The organism is Pseudomonas sp. M20 (assembly GCF_045037865.1).
Taxonomy (GTDB): Bacteria; Pseudomonadota; Gammaproteobacteria; order Pseudomonadales; family Pseudomonadaceae; genus Aquipseudomonas.
On sequence record NZ_CP173611.1, the window covers coordinates 3,784,277 to 3,800,427 of the forward strand.

The window sequence follows — 16,151 nt, forward strand, 5'->3', positions numbered from 1 at the left end:
AGGCAGCTCAATCAAATTTTTTTACTGGGTCAACCTTTAGATCTTCGATTTGATACCTCAATAAACAACTCAACAAAACCTGCATAAACTGCCGTTGATCCTCTACATCATCATCGAAATAGGTGGTGATTTTCGTGAATACCGCATCAAAGTCATCATCGACGTCCAAATAGTGTTTCAACGTTTCAACACACCACTCGCGCTCTTCAACGCTATAGGAGAGAAACTCAGGCTTCATAAGAATATCGAATAGCTCGGCAAGCTCCTTATTATCATTCACGTTCTTTGAAACAATGATTTTTTCACGAGCGTCGTCGTCAGTATTTTCTATATCAAATAGAAACAGCAGACCACGCAAAACAAAATACTCAGGTTTACGTTTCATTTCATAAATTCCGTATAAGAGGTTATCGGCTTGCCGGCTCTATCAAGAATTACTACCGCATGTGTTTGCTGTCCGTAAATGACTCCCCCCCTCTTGTATCCTTCACCTACAATTTTGCCCATATTCATTGGCTCCTTCGACGCGATTTGTCCGTTCCGCCTAAAAATAAGCTGGGCACGATGTATGGCGTTCAGTTGGTCTCGATTACTAAAAAAGTGAGTGGCTGCACTGGGAATTTTTGGCTGCCCTGCTCGCCTTCCGTTGGTGTAAAGCTCTATGACTCCGGTCGATGGATTTCTTCCCGTCACTGAACGTTCTTGCTGAGAGGCCAATGTGGTTTGTTTGCCATGTTTTTCTACGAAGTGTGCGCCTGGTGTGGCTTTCTCCATTTCATCCAAACGCCTAAAAGCATTTGCCTCCGCCAAGTCATCAATCCTCGCTCGCCGTTCCTGCGCCGACATCTCCGGCAGGGCGGGCTCCCCCTCATCAACCTTAGCCCCAGCAATTCCACCCGGCACCTCACACCCCGGCTTATTCGGCGGCGGGCAGTTAGAGCTCAACCCCAAAGGATCCACCCACCCCGTCGGATTCGGCACGTACTGGTACTGATTCAGCCCACCCGCCAACTTGATCGGATCCGGCGTCAGATATCGTCCCAGCCGCGGGTCGTAATACCGGTGCCGGTTGTAATGCAGGCCGCTTTCCCCGTCGAAATACTGCCCCTGAAAGCGCAACGGCTGGTTGAGGTAGTCCTCGCCGGCCAGGGTCAGGGCGGCGACTTTGCCGTAGGCGTCGTATTGCGCGGACCAGACGATGTCGCCGCTGTAGTCGGTGAGTTCCTGCGGGGTGCCGAGATGATCGAGTTGGTAGTAGAACGGGCAGGCCTTTTTCGGGCCTTTGCCGTCGAGCAGCGCGAGCGGGCGGAAGGTGCCGGGTTCGTAGACGTAGCTGCGGTATTCGCGTTCGCTGCTTTCGGCGACGAGATGGTCGCCTTGCCAGAAGAACTCGGTGGTGTCGTCGCCGACGGTTTTGCGGATGCGTCGGCCGAAAGCGTCGTAGGCGTAAGTCGCGGTCTGGCCGTCGGGGCGGGTCAGGCCGATCAGGCGGTGCTGGCTGTCGTAGCGGTATGCAGTGACGAGAGTTTGCGCGCGGCCGCGACGTTCGCGGATCAGGTTGCCGAAGGCGTCGTAGTCATAGTGGCGGTCGCCCTGCATCAGCAGGCGGTTGCCTTTGATCTGACTCGGGCCGGGGCGGTCCTGCATCAGCAGGTTGCCGGCCGGGTCGTGGGCGAAGGATTCCGGCAGTTCGTCCCGTGAGTGACGTACGCGGATGAGGCGGTCAAGGGCGTCGTAGCCGTAGGTGCGCTGGCCGTGGCGGCTGTCGGCAATGTGCGCGAGATTGCCGTTGGCGTTGTAGGCATAATCGCGGCGATACAACGCATCGCGCTGATGGCCTACGGCGTGGGCGAGTAATCGTCCCTGGTCGTCGTAGGTATATTCGCTGAGCAGCAGGCCCTGCTGGCGTTGCCGTTCACGTCCGGACTGATAGACGTGACGGGTCAGCGGCGTGCCGTTGAGGTCGATGTCGGTCAGCGCGCCGCCCTTGGCGTGGCGGTAATCGAGCACGCTGTTGTCCGGTAGACGTAGGCGCTTGAGCTGACCGCAGGCGTCGTAGCGGTAACGCAGAGTGCCCCAGCCCTGATGCTCGGTGATCAGCCGGTCCTGGCGGTCGTACTCGAAGGCGAGCGGATGGTTCTGGCCATCGTCGACGCTGACCAGTCGGCCGAGGCGATCGTATTGGTAGGTGACCTTGATCCCATCGGGCAGGGTTTTGACTAACAGCCGGCCAGCGGCATCGCGCTCATAAGCGGTGAGCAGACAAGAGCCGTCATCGCCGAACTCGGTTTTCTCCAGCAGATGGCCGTTGAGGTCATAGGCATACGCCGTGCGCCGGCCATCAAAACCGCTTTCCTGGCGAATCAGCCCGGTCGGCGTGTAATCGAGCCGGTATTTTTCCCCGGACTCGTTTTCGATCTCGGTGAGCAGCAGTTGCGCATGGTCGTAGCGGTACTGCACCCGTGTGCCGTCGGGGTTGATTCGCCGCGAAACCAGGTGCAGGTCGTCGTCATACTCATAACGGGTGATGCGCCCGAGTTCATCGCGCTCGGCAGTGACCTGACCGTAGGCGCCGTAGCTGTAGGCGCGAGTGCTGCCGGTAGGAAAAGTCGTCTGAATCAGTCGGCCAACGGCGTCCCAATGCTGGCGGGTGACCGCACCGTGTTCGTCTGCGGTTGTGGTCCGGCGCCCCAGTGCATCGTAGGAAAAACGCCGCACGCCACCGTCGGGCAGGGTTTCCTCGGTCAACTGGCCGAGGTTGTTCCAGACCAAGCGATGGCGGCTGCTGTCCGGATAACGGATCGACAGCACCTGGCCCCGGGTGTCGTAGTAGTAATGGGTGACCTGACCATCGGGGTCGACCGCTTCGGTGACATCGCCTTCGGCATTGCGCCGATAGATCCACACCGCATCGCCGCGCGAACGCCGATGCAAGAAACCGTTGCGATACTCGTAGGACGTGGGCGCGTCATCCGGAGGAATCAGCGCAATCAGCCGTCCGACCTCGTTGTAGCGATATTCGGTGACGGCGCCTAAGGCATCCTGCTCGGCGATCAAGCGCCCCGAGGAGTCATAGGCCTTGAGCTGCTCGCCACCATCCGCCGAGACTTTACGCACCAGCCGCGCACGCTCGTCGTGGACGTACGTTTCTTCGGTGCCATCGACGTAATGCACCGCGACACTGCCGTCGTCGTTCCAGACGTAGCGCGTGTCCATCTGCGAAAACGAGGCCCAATGCCTGACACAGCGAGAAGCCTTGCCCGAACGTTCCCACTCCCAGAAGAAACTCGCGCCCCCAGCCAGTTGCCGCTGCAGAATCACGTGGGCGTCGTCGTAGTCGTAACGCTCGCTGTCACCGACGGCGTTGGTCGCTTCGATCAGATGCTGGTAAGCGTCGTAGCGGTAACTGACCAGCGCCTGTTCGGTGCTCCAGGCACCTTCGCGAAACACCTGGTAATCCACACCAACCAACTGCGCGCGGTCATAGCGCAACAGCAGCGAACGCCCGGCGCCGTTGTCCAGGCGCTGCACCCGGTCAGAGCGATCGCGCTGCACCGTCAGACGATTGCCATAGGCATCGCTGATCGCCGTCAGCCGTCCTGCGCGAAAGTGATAAAACCGCGCCGTTTCCCCGGCCAGTGCGAGGATCAGCTCTTCCGGCTCATCGCCCAGAAAAATCGCCGCCCGCGATAGGCTGTTGTGAATCGCCGGTCGTTCAACGCTCGGCAACGGAAACCATGTACGCCGGTTTTCGTGATCGACCCAAACAACCTCATCAGCGAAAAATTCCAGCCGATGCGCCAGCGAATGACTCCAGCCAAACCCCAGCCCGACATCGATCTCGGCGGCACTGCTGCGATACAACCGCGTGAACTCAAACGGCAGCACGCCATCGAGCATGGCATCGGTCAGGGTCAGCAGTTCCTCGCCGGTGACCATCGACACGGGACAACCGTTGGTGCAGGTACGCGGCACACAATCGGCGCTGTCACCGTTGGGGTTTTTCGCCTGATCCGGCGAGTCGTCGTGATGCTCGTCTTTCTTCAGCAAGGTGTTGCGCTGCGCATCCCAGCGCAATTGCATTCGGCCCTTTTTCACACCCGCCGCGATGCCTCGGGCAGCAACGGCTTTGTATTGATCGACGTATTTGATGAAGCCCTCGACGATGCCGAATATCGCCTTCACCAAACGTTTCACCGCCGACAGCAATTGCACGGCGCGATCCGCCAGACGCAGCGTCAGATATGCGATGCCTGCACCACCACTGACGAACGTCAAGACGACGCTGATCAGCACATCGATGAGCAACTGCACCATCATCATTGATGCCGCTTCAGCGGTTTTGCCGGCGATTTCACTGGGCGGCAGCATCTCCAGCCAAAGGCTGGCAGTGCGCAGCAATAAACACAGTGCAGCTTCGTCACTGACCAGCAATTGAAGCTTTTCCATGACGTCGGGTGCGCTCGCTGCCAGCGCCATCAACTGCGTGGCGCCCTCACCCAATCGCTCGGCGAACGCCCCGGGATCCTTGAGAATGTCCGAGAGCAGGCCAATGCTGTCCCACACGCCCTCGATCGCCGCCCAGCTCCCGGCGAGCATGCCGTTGCCCGCCGCCGTCGCTACCGACTGCGACCACTGCGGCTTGAAACCCTGCCATTCACTGCGCAGCCAGCCATCCAGCTCAGCGGTCAGGCCGTCATAGGCTTTGAACAGGTCCTCGACCTGACTCTCAGTGACATCGCTGTGCACCTGCACCCGGTAGAACTTGCCAGGTATTCCTTTGAATGAGCCCTTGCCTTGCGCATCAAGAGTGATGGGGGTGGTTTCGCCACCGTCCATGGCAATCACATCGACCGCGATGTTGCCGAGGGGAATGTCGTAGACCGACTCGAATTTGCTTTCGATCAGCATCGGGCCGCTCTCCGGGCACTGGACGACGCCGGAGAAAAACGCGTTGTCGGCGCTGCTGACGACAGTGCTATCGGAGCCGAAGCGAATGATCCGCTCCATACCCATCAACGACGGCAAATCCGCAGCATGGCTAACCTTGTCCGCCCCTCGACTGGCCCAATGCTTGAGCTGCTCGCGGTAAAGGCTGAGGGAGGCGGGAAAGCTGTCGAGTGCTTGCTCGATGCGAGTAACGGCTTCCATCAGCGCACGCGGGTGGGCGAAGTGGACTGAATAAGCAGGTCAAACATGAGCGTTCCCTCGCGCAAAAAATTAGGCGCGGGAACTGTGCGGGGGATCAATCAGGAAAGAAGTCAGGCAAGTAGGCGATGACTGTAGGACTTGTCTGTAAAAATCGCTCTTGGATAAACAAACGCGCAAAAAAGCAAACGCGGCGTGAGGAAAGCCTCACACCGCGTTTATTTGAGCAGACATAACTGGATTTACAGTGTTGAGTTGCGAGTACTCAGCTCTTTCAATTTGAGTTCAGCCAATGGGTGCCCGGCTTTGGCAGCTATGTTCCACCAGCGTGCGGCTTCGACCGGATCCGACGGTTTGCTCGTAGTCCCGGCCAGGCTGATCACGCCGACCTGATAAGCCGCTTTGCCATCACCCGCAAGTGCCGCCAACCGCAACAGGCGCACACCTTCTTCACGCGCGCCCAGGCCGACACCGCGAAAGGTCAGGATGTGCCCATAGAAGCTCTGCGCACCGACATCGCCAAGGTTGGCCATGCGCGCAAACTGACCTTCGAGCCAGCGCCAGCCGCGCGGTTGGCGAACAAACCATGACCAGTGAAACAGCCTGCGGGCCAGCCAGTAACTGGCCCGCGCCTTGAGTCGTAAAAACACTCAGGCCTCCGCCGATTCCGGGTACTCGTACTCAAAAACACGGACGACTTCCGAAGCATGCCAAGAGGCGGCGGCAACGCCATCGGACGGCCCGGAAAAGCGCCCCAGACGTTCAACACATTCAAAGAAACCGGTGCGTGGCAGGCGACTCGCGCCCTGGCTGATCACCAGCGAACTGCGCAAGGGTTGCTCGGCCTTCGCGTCTAGCGCGGCCAGATGCTCGAGTGCGGCGGTCAGGGTCTGCATCGCCGGTGTCGGTAGTTGCAACCGCTCCAGCAAGGCCCGATAAGTCAGCAGATGGCGCTGGCGGCGCGCCTGATCCAGTTCCCCGAGCAATCCGTCCCAATGTTGACGACTGATGCGTACGCTCACGATTCATCCCTCCACCCTGGCACCGTCAATTCCCAGGCCAGGCTGCGGCGAATCGCGGCGTCGGGCTGACGCTCGCCACTTTCGATCATGGCCAGATATGACGGGCTGATGCCTACCGTGCGGGCCAGCGCCTCAATGGCGATGCCCTTCCCTTCGCGCAAACTGCGTAGTTGATCCAGACCTGGAAGAATCGTGTCTGGTGAGGCCGCGAGTGGCGTGGCTGCCGGACGCGACGGTGTTTCATTGATGCCTGCTGCTTTTAGTAGAGCCTGATACTGAGCCCACGGCAGAACCGCGTATTCGGGTTCGCCATCGCGTGCAATTATCTGAATATCCATGACTACCCCGTAGGACAACAACACTTAGCGAGTCGGCACTTTTCCCTAGAAGTGTAATCCTAACAGCGGCCAAGGTCGCGGGGGGTATCTATCTACAGGAAGACTTAATGAATCAGGGCTTTTTCGGCCCCTGAAGTTGCAGTTGTTCAGGGGTATCGGGCAACCGTTCGACCACCGCGAGTTTTTCCGGTTGCTGGCGGTTGCGCCAGAGGCGGAAGGCATTGAGCTCATCGTCGAGGGTTTTCATCAGCCAGGCGAGGACGGCGATGTCGTCGAGCATACCGAACACGGGAATGAAATCCGGAATCGCATCCACCGGGCTGAGGAAGTACATCAACCCTGCAACCACCGAAATCAACGCTTTGCCACTGATGGCCCGATACTCGCCGCGCCAATAGGCCAGGCACAAAGCCTGGAGTAAACGTAAATCGTCCTTGAGTTTACCGAGGCGATTGCCCTGTGCAGCGCCTTTGCTGGCGACCGCAAACAATAAGGTCGGCAAGCGGCCGCGTGCCAGCAGGCGGCCAGCCAAGGGCAGGAATCGAGCGAAATTCCACGGAGCTTTCATCTATTCCTCCCGTTGAAATGTTATCCACACAAATTGTGGATAACCTTGTGAACAGAGCTGCATTTCAGCGCTGAAAGCCCCGTTTCATAAGGGCTGCGCTCAGATCGGGCGTTTTTTACTCACATAAAAAACCCCAATATTTCATTGACTTGGCTGCTCAGGGCGGCTAGCGATGGCAGTCTCATTGGCTATGACTCTCCCGACCGCCATCGGTTCGCTCTGTTTACCCTTGCCAGACTCCAGATGCAACAACGCCCCGCATAAGCGAGGCGTTGTTGTTGAAGCCTTTGCCAGTTACTTGGCAGCAGCAGCTTCTTTGGCTGGATCCTTGATGGCCAGCAGTTCCAGGTCGAAGACCAGAACCGAGTTGGCCGGGATTGCCGGGCTTGGCGACTGAGCGCCGTAAGCCAGATCGCTAGGGATGTACAGTTTGTACTTCTCGCCAACGTGCATCAGTTGCAGACCTTCAACCCAACCCGGAATCACGCCGCTCACCGGCAGATCAATCGGGCTGCCGCGCTCGACGGAGCTGTCGAATACGGTGCCGTTGGTCAGCTTGCCGGTGTAGTGAACAGTCACTACGTCAGTCGGCTTAGGCTGTGGACCGTCGGCTTTCTTGACCACTTCGTACTGCAGGCCGGAAGCGGTGGTGGTTACACCCGCCTTCTTGCCGTTTTCTTCGAGGAACTTCTTGCCAGCCGCAGCCGACTCTTCGCTCATCTTGGCCATACGCTCTTCAGCACGCTTTTGCAGCGCGGCGAAGGCTTCGACCAGTTCTTCGTCTTTCAGCTTCTGTTCTTTCTTGCCGACGGCATCTTCGATGCCCTGGGCTACCGCTTTGGAGTCCAGATCATCCATGCCTTCCTGAGCCAGGCTCTTGCCCATGTTCAGGCCGATACCGTAGGAAGCTTTTTGCGCCGGGGTTTTCAGCTCTACGCTGGTCTGCGAATCACAACCCGCGAGGACCAGGCCAACCAGGGCAACCGCCGCCGCCAACCGATGCTGTTTCATGCTATTTCCTTGTTCATGCGCCGAAAGGGCAATCGAGTAAAGCCGCGAGCTTATCAGGCCGCCACGACCAATGGCTACCGGCATGAGAGCAGGAAACTTCCGATAAGTTCAGGGATTAAAACGCATTGAGGCGAAGCGACGATGAAGCTTCTGTCATCTTGTCCCGACAATCAGCGTCGTTTCTCCTTGCATCATCTGGCGTAATGGCCACTTGCCGCATTTGGCAGGCTCAGGCATAACAGCGGAACAATTTGACAAGGATGTTTATCTTGCGCCTTCTATTCCGTGTGCTGACCCTGATCGTCGTGCTGCTGGGACTCGTTCTCGCCGTGGTGCTGTATTACGTTGCCAACCCGAAATTGCCCTTCTACACCGCCGCCGAGCAGGTGCGTTACCTCAATCAGTGGAGTGACGAAGAGCGGCAAACCTACTATTTCACGCCTCAGGGCACGCAGGTCAAAGGCCTGCGCTATGAGTGGTTCGAGGCGTTGGAACTGCCCTTCTCTGAGCGACGTTTCGCCTCACCCGATTACCTCGCGCGTTTCGGTTTTCTGATTGATCCGCAGCAGAAAGCCACGGCGAACAATCCGGGTAACCTCCCCGTCGGTTTTGCCCGGCACCAGAATCCCGGCAGCTCCGAGCAATATCTGGACATCACTTGCGCCGCTTGCCACACCGGCGAATTGCGCTTCAAAGGCCAGGCCGTACGGATCGACGGCGGTACCGCGCAACATGTGTTGCCTTCCAGTGTTCCTACTTTACGGGGCGGAAGTTTCGGACAGGCTCTGGTGGCAAGTCTGACCTCGACTTACTACAACCCATGGAAATTCGAACGCTTTGCCAGAACCGTGCTGGGCGACGAATACAACGCGCGCCACGAGCAATTGCGCAAAGACTTCAAAACTTCACTGAACACATTCCTTAAAGTGGCCTGGAACGATACCCATCGCGGCCTCTATCCGACCGAAGAAGGTCCCGGCCGCGCCGACGCCTTTGGACGCATTGCCAATGCAACGTTTGGCGATGCGATTTCCCCCGCCAACTACCGCGTGGCCAATGCCCCGGTGGATTATCCGCAGCTCTGGGACATGTGGACATTCGATTGGGTGCAATGGAACGGCTCCGCACAGCAGCCGATGGCACGCAACATCGGCGAAGCGTTGGGCGTCGGCGCCACCCTGAATTTTTTTGATGGCAACGGCCAGCCACTGCAAGGCGAAGCCCGCTATGCCTCCAGCGTGCGCGTGCGTGATCTGCACAAAATCGAAGAAACCCTGCAAAAGCTCAAACCGCCCGTTTGGCCAGAGGAGCTGCTTGGTGCCATCGACAAATCACTGGCAGCCAAGGGGCGCACGCTGTTTGCCGAGAATTGCGCCGGTTGTCACGTACCGCGCCAGACGCAGGAAGGTGAACGCTGGGTGCAGCATTTGCACATGCTGCCGGTCGATGTCATCGGCACCGACCCGACCGCCGCCAACAATATCGCCAGCCACCGTTTCGATCTGACTGCCCTGCAATGGGACCTGAAGGAACTCGAAACCATGGACGTCAAACTGCATCCGACGCCCAAGGAACCTCTGGATCTGAGCCAGTTGTCCGTGGCCAAGGGGCTGGCTTACGTCACCGCTTTTGTCGAAGACCGCGCCTACCGCGAGGCCAACGTCACGCCGCAGGAGAAACCACAGCTGGACGGTTTCGGCCTGCCAATCGGTGTGCGCGAAAAAGTCGCCTACAAGGCCCGTCCGCTGGCCGGTATCTGGGCCACGGCGCCGTTTCTGCACAACGGTTCGGTGCCGAGCATTTATCAGTTGCTGTCGCCGCAGGATGAACGCGCCACAACCTTCCTCAAAGGCACCCTCGAATACGATCCGCGCCATCTGGGTTATCGCACCGAAGCGTTTACCAATGGCTTCCTGTTCGACACGCGCATCACAGGCAACCACAACAGCGGCCATGAGTTCCGTGCCGGCGAACGTGGTAACGGCGTGATTGGTCGGCTATTGCAGCCCGAAGAACGCTGGGCACTTCTTGAGTACCTGAAAGTCCTCGGCGGCCCACTGGAGGCGCAACTGCCATGATCTCGACCTTCAAGAAAGAGTTACCGCTGTTGGCCAGAATCTGGTTGTGGCTTGGACGTCTGCTTGGCAAAGCCCTGCTGATATTGGCCGCCATCGGCCTGCTCGGCTGGGCCATCGCCACGGCGTGGTTTGCCTGGCAACACCGTGGCCCGGTTTCAGCGCTGGAACAGATTCCACCCGGCGAAGCCGCGATGACTCAAGACGTGATTCAGACCGCCGTGCGCATCGCTGATCAGCACCGCGAAGGCACACGTTATCTGCGCGACGCACACGCCAAGGCTCATGGTTGCGTGAAGGCGCAGGTGCAGGTGTTGCCGGAACTGGCGCAGTCGCTGCGACAGGGCGTGTTCAGTGAACCCGGAAAAACCTGGCAGGCAATGATTCGTCTGTCCAACGGCAATGCCTACCCACAGTTCGACAGCATCCGCGACGCCAGAGGCATGGCAATCAAACTGCTGGATGTTTCGGGAAAACAGCTGCTCGGCAACCGCCAGGCACAGCCTGAGCAGGATTTCGTGATGTTCAGCCACCCGAACTTTTTCGTCAGCGATGTCGCCGAGTACCGTCAGAACGTGGCGGCGCAGGCTGACGGCAAGAAGGTCATGGCGTTTTTCCCCGGATGGGATCCGCGCACCTGGCAGATCCGCCATTTGTTTATCGCGCTGGCAACCTTGGCGCCGCCGCCGGATAGCCCGACGGCGACGACTTACTTTTCGGTTTCGCCTTACAAATTCGGTGAGTCGAATGCAAAGTTTCGTGTAGCACCCGATCCGGATAACTGCCCCGCCTATACATTGCCCAAACAAAATCACGACCTGCCGAACTTTCTGCGCAGCGCGTTGAATCAGCAACTGTCGACGGATCGTGTACCCGCCTGCTTCGTGCTGCAGATTCAGCGTCAGGATGCCCATCAATACATGCCGATCGAGGACACCAGCATCGAATGGCGCGAGCAGGATTCGCCCTTCGAAACCGTCGCGCGGATCACCCTGCCGCCGCAGGATTTCGACACCCCGGCGTTGAATCTGCAATGCGATAACCTGTCGTTCAACCCTTGGTTTGGCATTGAGGCGCATCGCCCGATCGGAGGGATCAACCGGTTGCGCAAGGCCGTGTACGAAGCGGTCAGCGACTATCGTCACCAGCGTAATAGTGAGTAATCATTGGGAAGTCTCTACGCCTGTAACATCGACAGTAGAGGCAGCCGTGATCTTGCCGAGATCCGGCCAGGTCTGACTCGCCAATAAAACGCTGAGGATGCCCGCGTCGGCAACCTTGTCGACAAACCCCTGCGGTGGCATGTCGCCGTCGATGATTTTTTGCTTGAGGCCTTGCTCAAGGTTCGCTTTCAGCTCCCGAACCTTGGGGATTATCGGTTTGGCGAATCGCAAGACGGCGCCATCGGGGGTGACCATAAAAATTCGCTGATTGGGTGCCGCAATCATATGATCCAGGCCGACTTTCAGATCCTCGGGCGTGAAAAAATTCCGGTACAAATCCATTCCCCTCGGAGGCTGTCGCTCGGCCGCCAATTGCGGCGTGGAGTGATAAATACCGTGCACCCGAAACCCTCTTGGGATCAGTGGGTTGCCGTGCTGATCCTTGGGAAATAAAGCTGCCCGATCAAAACTGGCGTAGGGAATGGAGACCGGGTCAGTGACCACCAGGAAATCGCTGGCGTTATGTTTAAGGATGAAGCCGACACGCGGACTCGCTGGCGGTGGGACGGATAACTTTTCGCGCAAGTAAAGTGCGACCTCCCCCGCATTTCGGCAGATCGGCCCGAAGATTGGCATCTGTGTAATCGGCGGCTTGGCTTCAAGGACATCCGACCGCCAGCTGGCTTTGAGCGGGCCTCGGCGCCGCCAGAGATCGCCCGTTACCACAACGTTCACTTGCCCGGCCGCCAAGACCAGCAAGATCCACAGGCTGCTGGGGATTGCCCCTCTGGCAAGCAAGCTTTCGAACAATTGTGGGCCACTTTGAGGCCGCCTCGACAGTCGGGGCGCCAATTCCTGTTCAAACGGCAGGTTCGTCGAGGCGTAGCACAGGAGTCCGCCATTGTAGGCGGACAGATAACACTTCGAATATTTACGATGACTGTTCATCACAGCTGACAAATCGGCAATCGTGAAGAACCGATTACGCTGAGCCCATTCACTGGTGGATTCGTCAACACCACGGGCTTGGGCCGGGCGGGCGTGAAAGCTCGCTTCGATAGTAAAACCGCTCGGGACAATCAACTCGCCCAAGCCACCCACAGTTACCACAAGGGTCGTGCGCAGAAGCGTCGTTACTTCGCTCCGAAGTTCGCCACTGACAGGATTGGTGTCAACACGTTGAGCACAAAAGAAGCGCCCCTCGGTATTTTTCAGAATGAACCCGTGAAGTTCTGCGCTGAGCGGCGTTTTCAACAGATTGTGCAAGCCAGTGGCTGCATCGTCGCTGGATAAAAATGCCGGATTACTTGCCATGAATGACAGCGCATCCGTGTCTTCGGCGGAAGAAGGAATATCGGTTAAGGCAGGAGTCGAAGGCATCTGATCGGTCTCTCGGCTGGCAACGGAATTGCTCCATGACCCAAATGATCATGAAGAACATTGCCCATTGTCCGAAAGCGACGTGTTCCACAGGCACTACATAGATATATGCAGTGAAAAATACTCAAACGCCAGACAGCAAAAAGCCCGCACTTGGCGGGCTTTCTGTGGAATCTGGCGTTCAGTGTTGCAGATTCCGAATATGGCGCAGCGGACGGGACTCGAACCCGCGACCCCCGGCGTGACAGGCCGGTATTCTAACCGACTGAACTACCGCTGCGCGAAACGCTTGAAACGAATGGTGGGTGATGACGGGATCGAACCGCCGACATTCTGCTTGTAAGGCAGACGCTCTCCCAGCTGAGCTAATCACCCTTCGCTTCGTTACGGGACGCATTATGCCACAAGTTTTCGTAATGTGTTGATTTAATTGAAGTTTTTTTTCAAATAAATCCGAAAACCAGTAAAGCGACACATCCCGCGGGTACAACCTTGGAGCAGAAAAAAACCCGCCTTGGCGGGTTTTTCCGTGGTGACCTGGCGTTCAGTGGTCCAGGTTACCGAATATGGCGCAGCGGACGGGACTCGAACCCGCGACCCCCGGCGTGACAGGCCGGTATTCTAACCGACTGAACTACCGCTGCGCTAAACACTTGAAACGAATGGTGGGTGATGACGGGATCGAACCGCCGACATTCTGCTTGTAAGGCAGACGCTCTCCCAGCTGAGCTAATCACCCTTCGCTTCGGTGTGGCGCGCATTCTACGGAGCGACCCAACCTCTGGCAAGCACTTTTTTAAATAATTTTCTCAGGCCTTCCAAAGGCTTAGAGAAGGGTTGGCCTATGAGACGGCGAAGACAATAATGCCCCCCTTTGTATAAAGGAGAGACTCACCCCATGTGGTTCAAAAACCTGCTTATCTATCGCCTGACCCAAGACCTGCCTGTCGATGCCGAGGCGCTGGAAACTGCACTGGCCACCAAACTGGCGCGTCCATGTGCAAGCCAGGAGTTGACCACCTACGGTTTCGTCGCGCCGTTCGGCAAAGGCGAAGATGCTCCATTGGTGCACGTCAGCGGTGACTTCCTGCTGATTTCCGCGCGTAAAGAAGAACGCATCCTGCCGGGCAGCGTCGTGCGCGACGCGGTCAAGGAGAAGGTCGAAGAGATCGAAGCCGAGCAGATGCGCAAGGTCTACAAGAAGGAGCGCGACCAGATCAAGGATGAAATCATTCAGGCCTTCCTGCCGCGCGCGTTTATCCGTCGCTCGTCGACCTTCGCCGCCATCGCGCCGAAACAGGGTCTGATTCTGGTCAACTCGGCCAGCCCGAAACGCGCCGAAGACCTGCTGTCGACCCTGCGCGAAGTGATCGGCACCCTGCCCGTCCGCCCGCTGACGGTAAAAATGGCTCCAACGGCCGTCATGACCGACTGGGTCACCACGCAGAAAGCGGCCGACGACTTCTATGTACTGGACGAGTGCGAACTGCGCGACACCCACGAAGACGGCGGTATCGTCCGTTGCAAGCGTCAGGATCTGACCAGCGAAGAAATCCAGCTGCACCTGAGCACTGGCAAAGTGGTCACTCAATTGTCGCTGGCCTGGCAGGACAAACTGTCGTTCATGCTCGATGACAAGATGACCGTTAAACGTCTGAAGTTCGAAGATCTGTTGCAGGATCAGGCGGAGCAGGACGGTGGCGACGAGGCGCTGGGTCAACTGGATGCCAGCTTCACGCTGATGATGCTGACCTTCGGTGATTTCCTGCCAGCGCTGGTTGAAGCGTTGGGTGGGGAAGAGACTCCTCAAGGCATCTAAAGCCGTGTGATGTCCAAACTGTAGGAGTGAGCCTGCTCGCGATGAGGGACTGACATTCAACTAATGTGTTGATTGAAAGACCGCTATCGCGAGCAGGCTCACTCCTACATTGGTTTTGTGGTGTTCATTTAATAATAAGGATCAGGCCATGCGCGCACTGGCTGCACTCAGCCGCTTTGTCGGCAATACCTTCGCTTACTGGGTTCTGATTTTCGCGGTGATTGCGTTCCTGCAACCGGCGTGGTTCCTCGGCCTGAAAAGCGCAATCGTACCGTTGCTCGGGCTGGTGATGTTCGGCATGGGCCTGACCCTCAAACTCGACGACTTCGCTGCTGTTGCCCGCCATCCGTGGCGTGTAGCGCTGGGCGTCGTTGCACATTTCGTGATCATGCCCGGCGTGGCGTGGTTGCTCTGCCAGGTGTTTCACCTGCCGCCGGAAATCGCCGTCGGGGTTATTCTCGTCGGTTGCTGCCCGAGCGGCACGTCGTCCAACGTCATGACCTGGCTGGCCCGTGGTGATCTGGCGTTGTCGGTGGCGATCGCCGCCGTCACCACCCTCCTCGCCCCGCTGCTGACCCCAGCGCTGATCTGGCTGCTGGCTTCGGCGTGGTTGCCGGTGTCGTTCATGGAGTTGTTCTGGTCGATCCTGCAAGTGGTGTTGCTGCCGATCATTCTTGGCGTGGTTGCCCAGCGCTTGCTTGGCGACAAAGTGCGTCACGCGGTGGATGTGTTGCCGCTGGTGTCGGTGGTCAGCATCGTCATTATCGTCACCGCCGTGGTGGCCGCCAGTCAGGCGAAAATCGCCGAATCCGGCCTGTTGATCATGGCCGTGGTCATGCTGCACAACAGCTTCGGTTATCTGCTGGGCTACTTCACCGGGCGCCTGTTCAAGTTGCCGCTGGCCCAGCGCAAATCCTTGGCGCTGGAAGTGGGCATGCAGAATTCGGGGTTGGGCGCAGCATTGGCCAGCGCACATTTCTCGCCGTTGGCGGCGGTGCCGAGCGCGCTGTTCAGCGTCTGGCACAATATTTCCGGAGCACTGCTGTCGACGTACTTCCGGCGCATGAGTGAAAAGGAAGATCGCGAGACACTGGCGCAACAAGCGGCCGACTGAGGCGCAAACTTGATCCCCGGGTTAATGCTGGTCAAACTAGCGCGCAACGCGGGGACGACCCTGCGGCTCGATCGAGTCATTAATCTGGGGACGACCCCGTCAATCGATGGGGGTCTTGCATGTCCTGGATCATTCTGTTTTTCGCCGGCCTGTTCGAAGTCGGCTGGGCCGTCGGCCTGAAATACACCGACGGTTTCACCCGCCCGCTGCCCACCGTTCTGACCGTTGCGGCCATGGCCATCAGCCTTGGCCTGCTTGGCCTTGCGATGAAGGAATTGCCGCTGGGCACGGCCTATGCGATCTGGACCGGTGTCGGTGCCGTGGGCACGGTGATTGCCGGAATCATTCTGTTCGGCGAGTCGATGGCGTTGATTCGTCTGGCCAGTGTGGCGTTGATCATTACCGGATTGATTGGCCTTAAGGTCAGCGCTTAGGCATCTACCGCAATCGCGAGCAGGCTCACTCCTACAGGGAAACGCATTTCAAATGTAGGAGTGAGCCTGCTCGCGATAA

General features: G+C 58.1%; 13 protein-coding genes and 4 tRNA genes. 5 read left to right on the forward strand and 12 right to left on the reverse strand.

Annotated elements, in window-relative coordinates:
- Positions 1-7: 7 nt before the first annotated feature.
- The 7 genes from ACI514_RS16705 to ACI514_RS16735 all read right to left on the reverse strand — a co-directional run bounded on the left by ACI514_RS16705 (position 8) and on the right by ACI514_RS16735 (position 8,087).
- Positions 8-385: a hypothetical protein gene (locus ACI514_RS16705; protein ID WP_405122054.1), complete on the reverse strand. Its 378-nt coding sequence runs from the start codon at positions 383-385 to the stop codon at positions 8-10.
- A complete protein-coding gene (locus ACI514_RS16710; protein ID WP_405122055.1) occupies positions 382-5,151 on the reverse strand; it encodes an RHS repeat-associated core domain-containing protein in 4,770 nt (1,589 codons plus the stop codon). The genes ACI514_RS16705 and ACI514_RS16710 overlap by 4 nt, the downstream gene beginning before the upstream one ends.
- Positions 5,152-5,390: 239 nt before the next feature.
- Positions 5,391-5,798: a tetratricopeptide repeat protein gene (locus ACI514_RS16715; RefSeq protein WP_160056952.1), complete on the reverse strand. Its 408-nt coding sequence runs from the start codon at positions 5,796-5,798 to the stop codon at positions 5,391-5,393.
- The gene (locus tag ACI514_RS16720) at positions 5,799-6,170 is read right to left on the reverse strand and encodes a hypothetical protein (RefSeq protein ID WP_003223109.1); all 372 of its coding nucleotides are present in this window, start codon (positions 6,168-6,170) and stop codon (positions 5,799-5,801) included.
- Positions 6,167-6,508 (reverse strand): helix-turn-helix transcriptional regulator, encoded by a 342-nt coding sequence (locus ACI514_RS16725; RefSeq protein ID WP_134175112.1) that lies wholly within the window; start codon positions 6,506-6,508, stop codon positions 6,167-6,169. The genes ACI514_RS16720 and ACI514_RS16725 overlap by 4 nt, the downstream gene beginning before the upstream one ends.
- 112 nt (positions 6,509-6,620) lie before the next feature.
- On the reverse strand, positions 6,621-7,076 hold the full coding sequence (locus ACI514_RS16730; protein ID WP_160056950.1) for a YkvA family protein: 456 nt from the start codon (positions 7,074-7,076) through the stop codon (positions 6,621-6,623).
- Between the two features lie 294 nt (positions 7,077-7,370).
- A complete protein-coding gene (locus tag ACI514_RS16735) occupies positions 7,371-8,087 on the reverse strand; it encodes an FKBP-type peptidyl-prolyl cis-trans isomerase (RefSeq protein WP_034156206.1) in 717 nt (238 codons plus the stop codon).
- Positions 8,088-8,356: 269 nt separating this feature from the next.
- Here ACI514_RS16735 and ACI514_RS16740 point away from each other — a divergent pair, with 269 nt between their 5' ends.
- Positions 8,357-10,165 (forward strand): di-heme-cytochrome C peroxidase, encoded by a 1,809-nt coding sequence (locus tag ACI514_RS16740; protein ID WP_405122056.1) that lies wholly within the window; start codon positions 8,357-8,359, stop codon positions 10,163-10,165.
- A gap of 26 nt (positions 10,166-10,191) precedes the next feature.
- Entirely contained in the window at positions 10,192-11,325 is a 1,134-nt protein-coding gene (locus ACI514_RS16745) for a catalase family protein (protein WP_405124227.1), read from the forward strand.
- Here ACI514_RS16745 and ACI514_RS16750 read toward each other — a convergent pair whose 3' ends face one another.
- The 5 genes from ACI514_RS16750 to ACI514_RS16770 all read right to left on the reverse strand — a co-directional run bounded on the left by ACI514_RS16750 (position 11,326) and on the right by ACI514_RS16770 (position 13,444).
- Positions 11,326-12,705 carry a hypothetical protein gene (locus ACI514_RS16750; RefSeq protein ID WP_405122057.1) on the reverse strand — a complete coding sequence of 460 codons (1,380 nt, stop codon included), beginning with the start codon at positions 12,703-12,705 and terminating at the stop codon, positions 11,326-11,328. It abuts the gene before it with no gap.
- 203 nt (positions 12,706-12,908) lie between these two features.
- Positions 12,909-12,985 (reverse strand) — tRNA-Asp (locus tag ACI514_RS16755).
- Positions 12,986-13,004: 19 nt separating this feature from the next.
- Positions 13,005-13,080: transfer RNA gene (locus ACI514_RS16760), tRNA-Val, on the reverse strand.
- A gap of 192 nt (positions 13,081-13,272) precedes the next feature.
- A tRNA-Asp gene (locus tag ACI514_RS16765) sits at positions 13,273-13,349 on the reverse strand.
- Between the two features lie 19 nt (positions 13,350-13,368).
- Positions 13,369-13,444: transfer RNA gene (locus ACI514_RS16770), tRNA-Val, on the reverse strand.
- Positions 13,445-13,603: 159 nt separating this feature from the next.
- Between ACI514_RS16770 and rdgC the strand changes: the two genes are divergently transcribed.
- The 3 genes from rdgC to sugE all read left to right on the forward strand — a co-directional run bounded on the left by rdgC (position 13,604) and on the right by sugE (position 16,072).
- Positions 13,604-14,524, forward strand: coding sequence for a recombination-associated protein RdgC (gene rdgC, locus ACI514_RS16775; protein WP_064390914.1), 921 nt, complete (start codon positions 13,604-13,606; stop codon positions 14,522-14,524).
- A gap of 148 nt (positions 14,525-14,672) precedes the next feature.
- Positions 14,673-15,638, forward strand: coding sequence for a bile acid:sodium symporter family protein (locus ACI514_RS16780; RefSeq protein ID WP_160056940.1), 966 nt, complete (start codon positions 14,673-14,675; stop codon positions 15,636-15,638).
- A 119-nt stretch (positions 15,639-15,757) separates the two neighbouring features.
- The gene (sugE, locus tag ACI514_RS16785; protein WP_003223093.1) at positions 15,758-16,072 is read left to right on the forward strand and encodes a quaternary ammonium compound efflux SMR transporter SugE; all 315 of its coding nucleotides are present in this window, start codon (positions 15,758-15,760) and stop codon (positions 16,070-16,072) included.
- Positions 16,073-16,151: the final 79 nt, after the last annotated feature.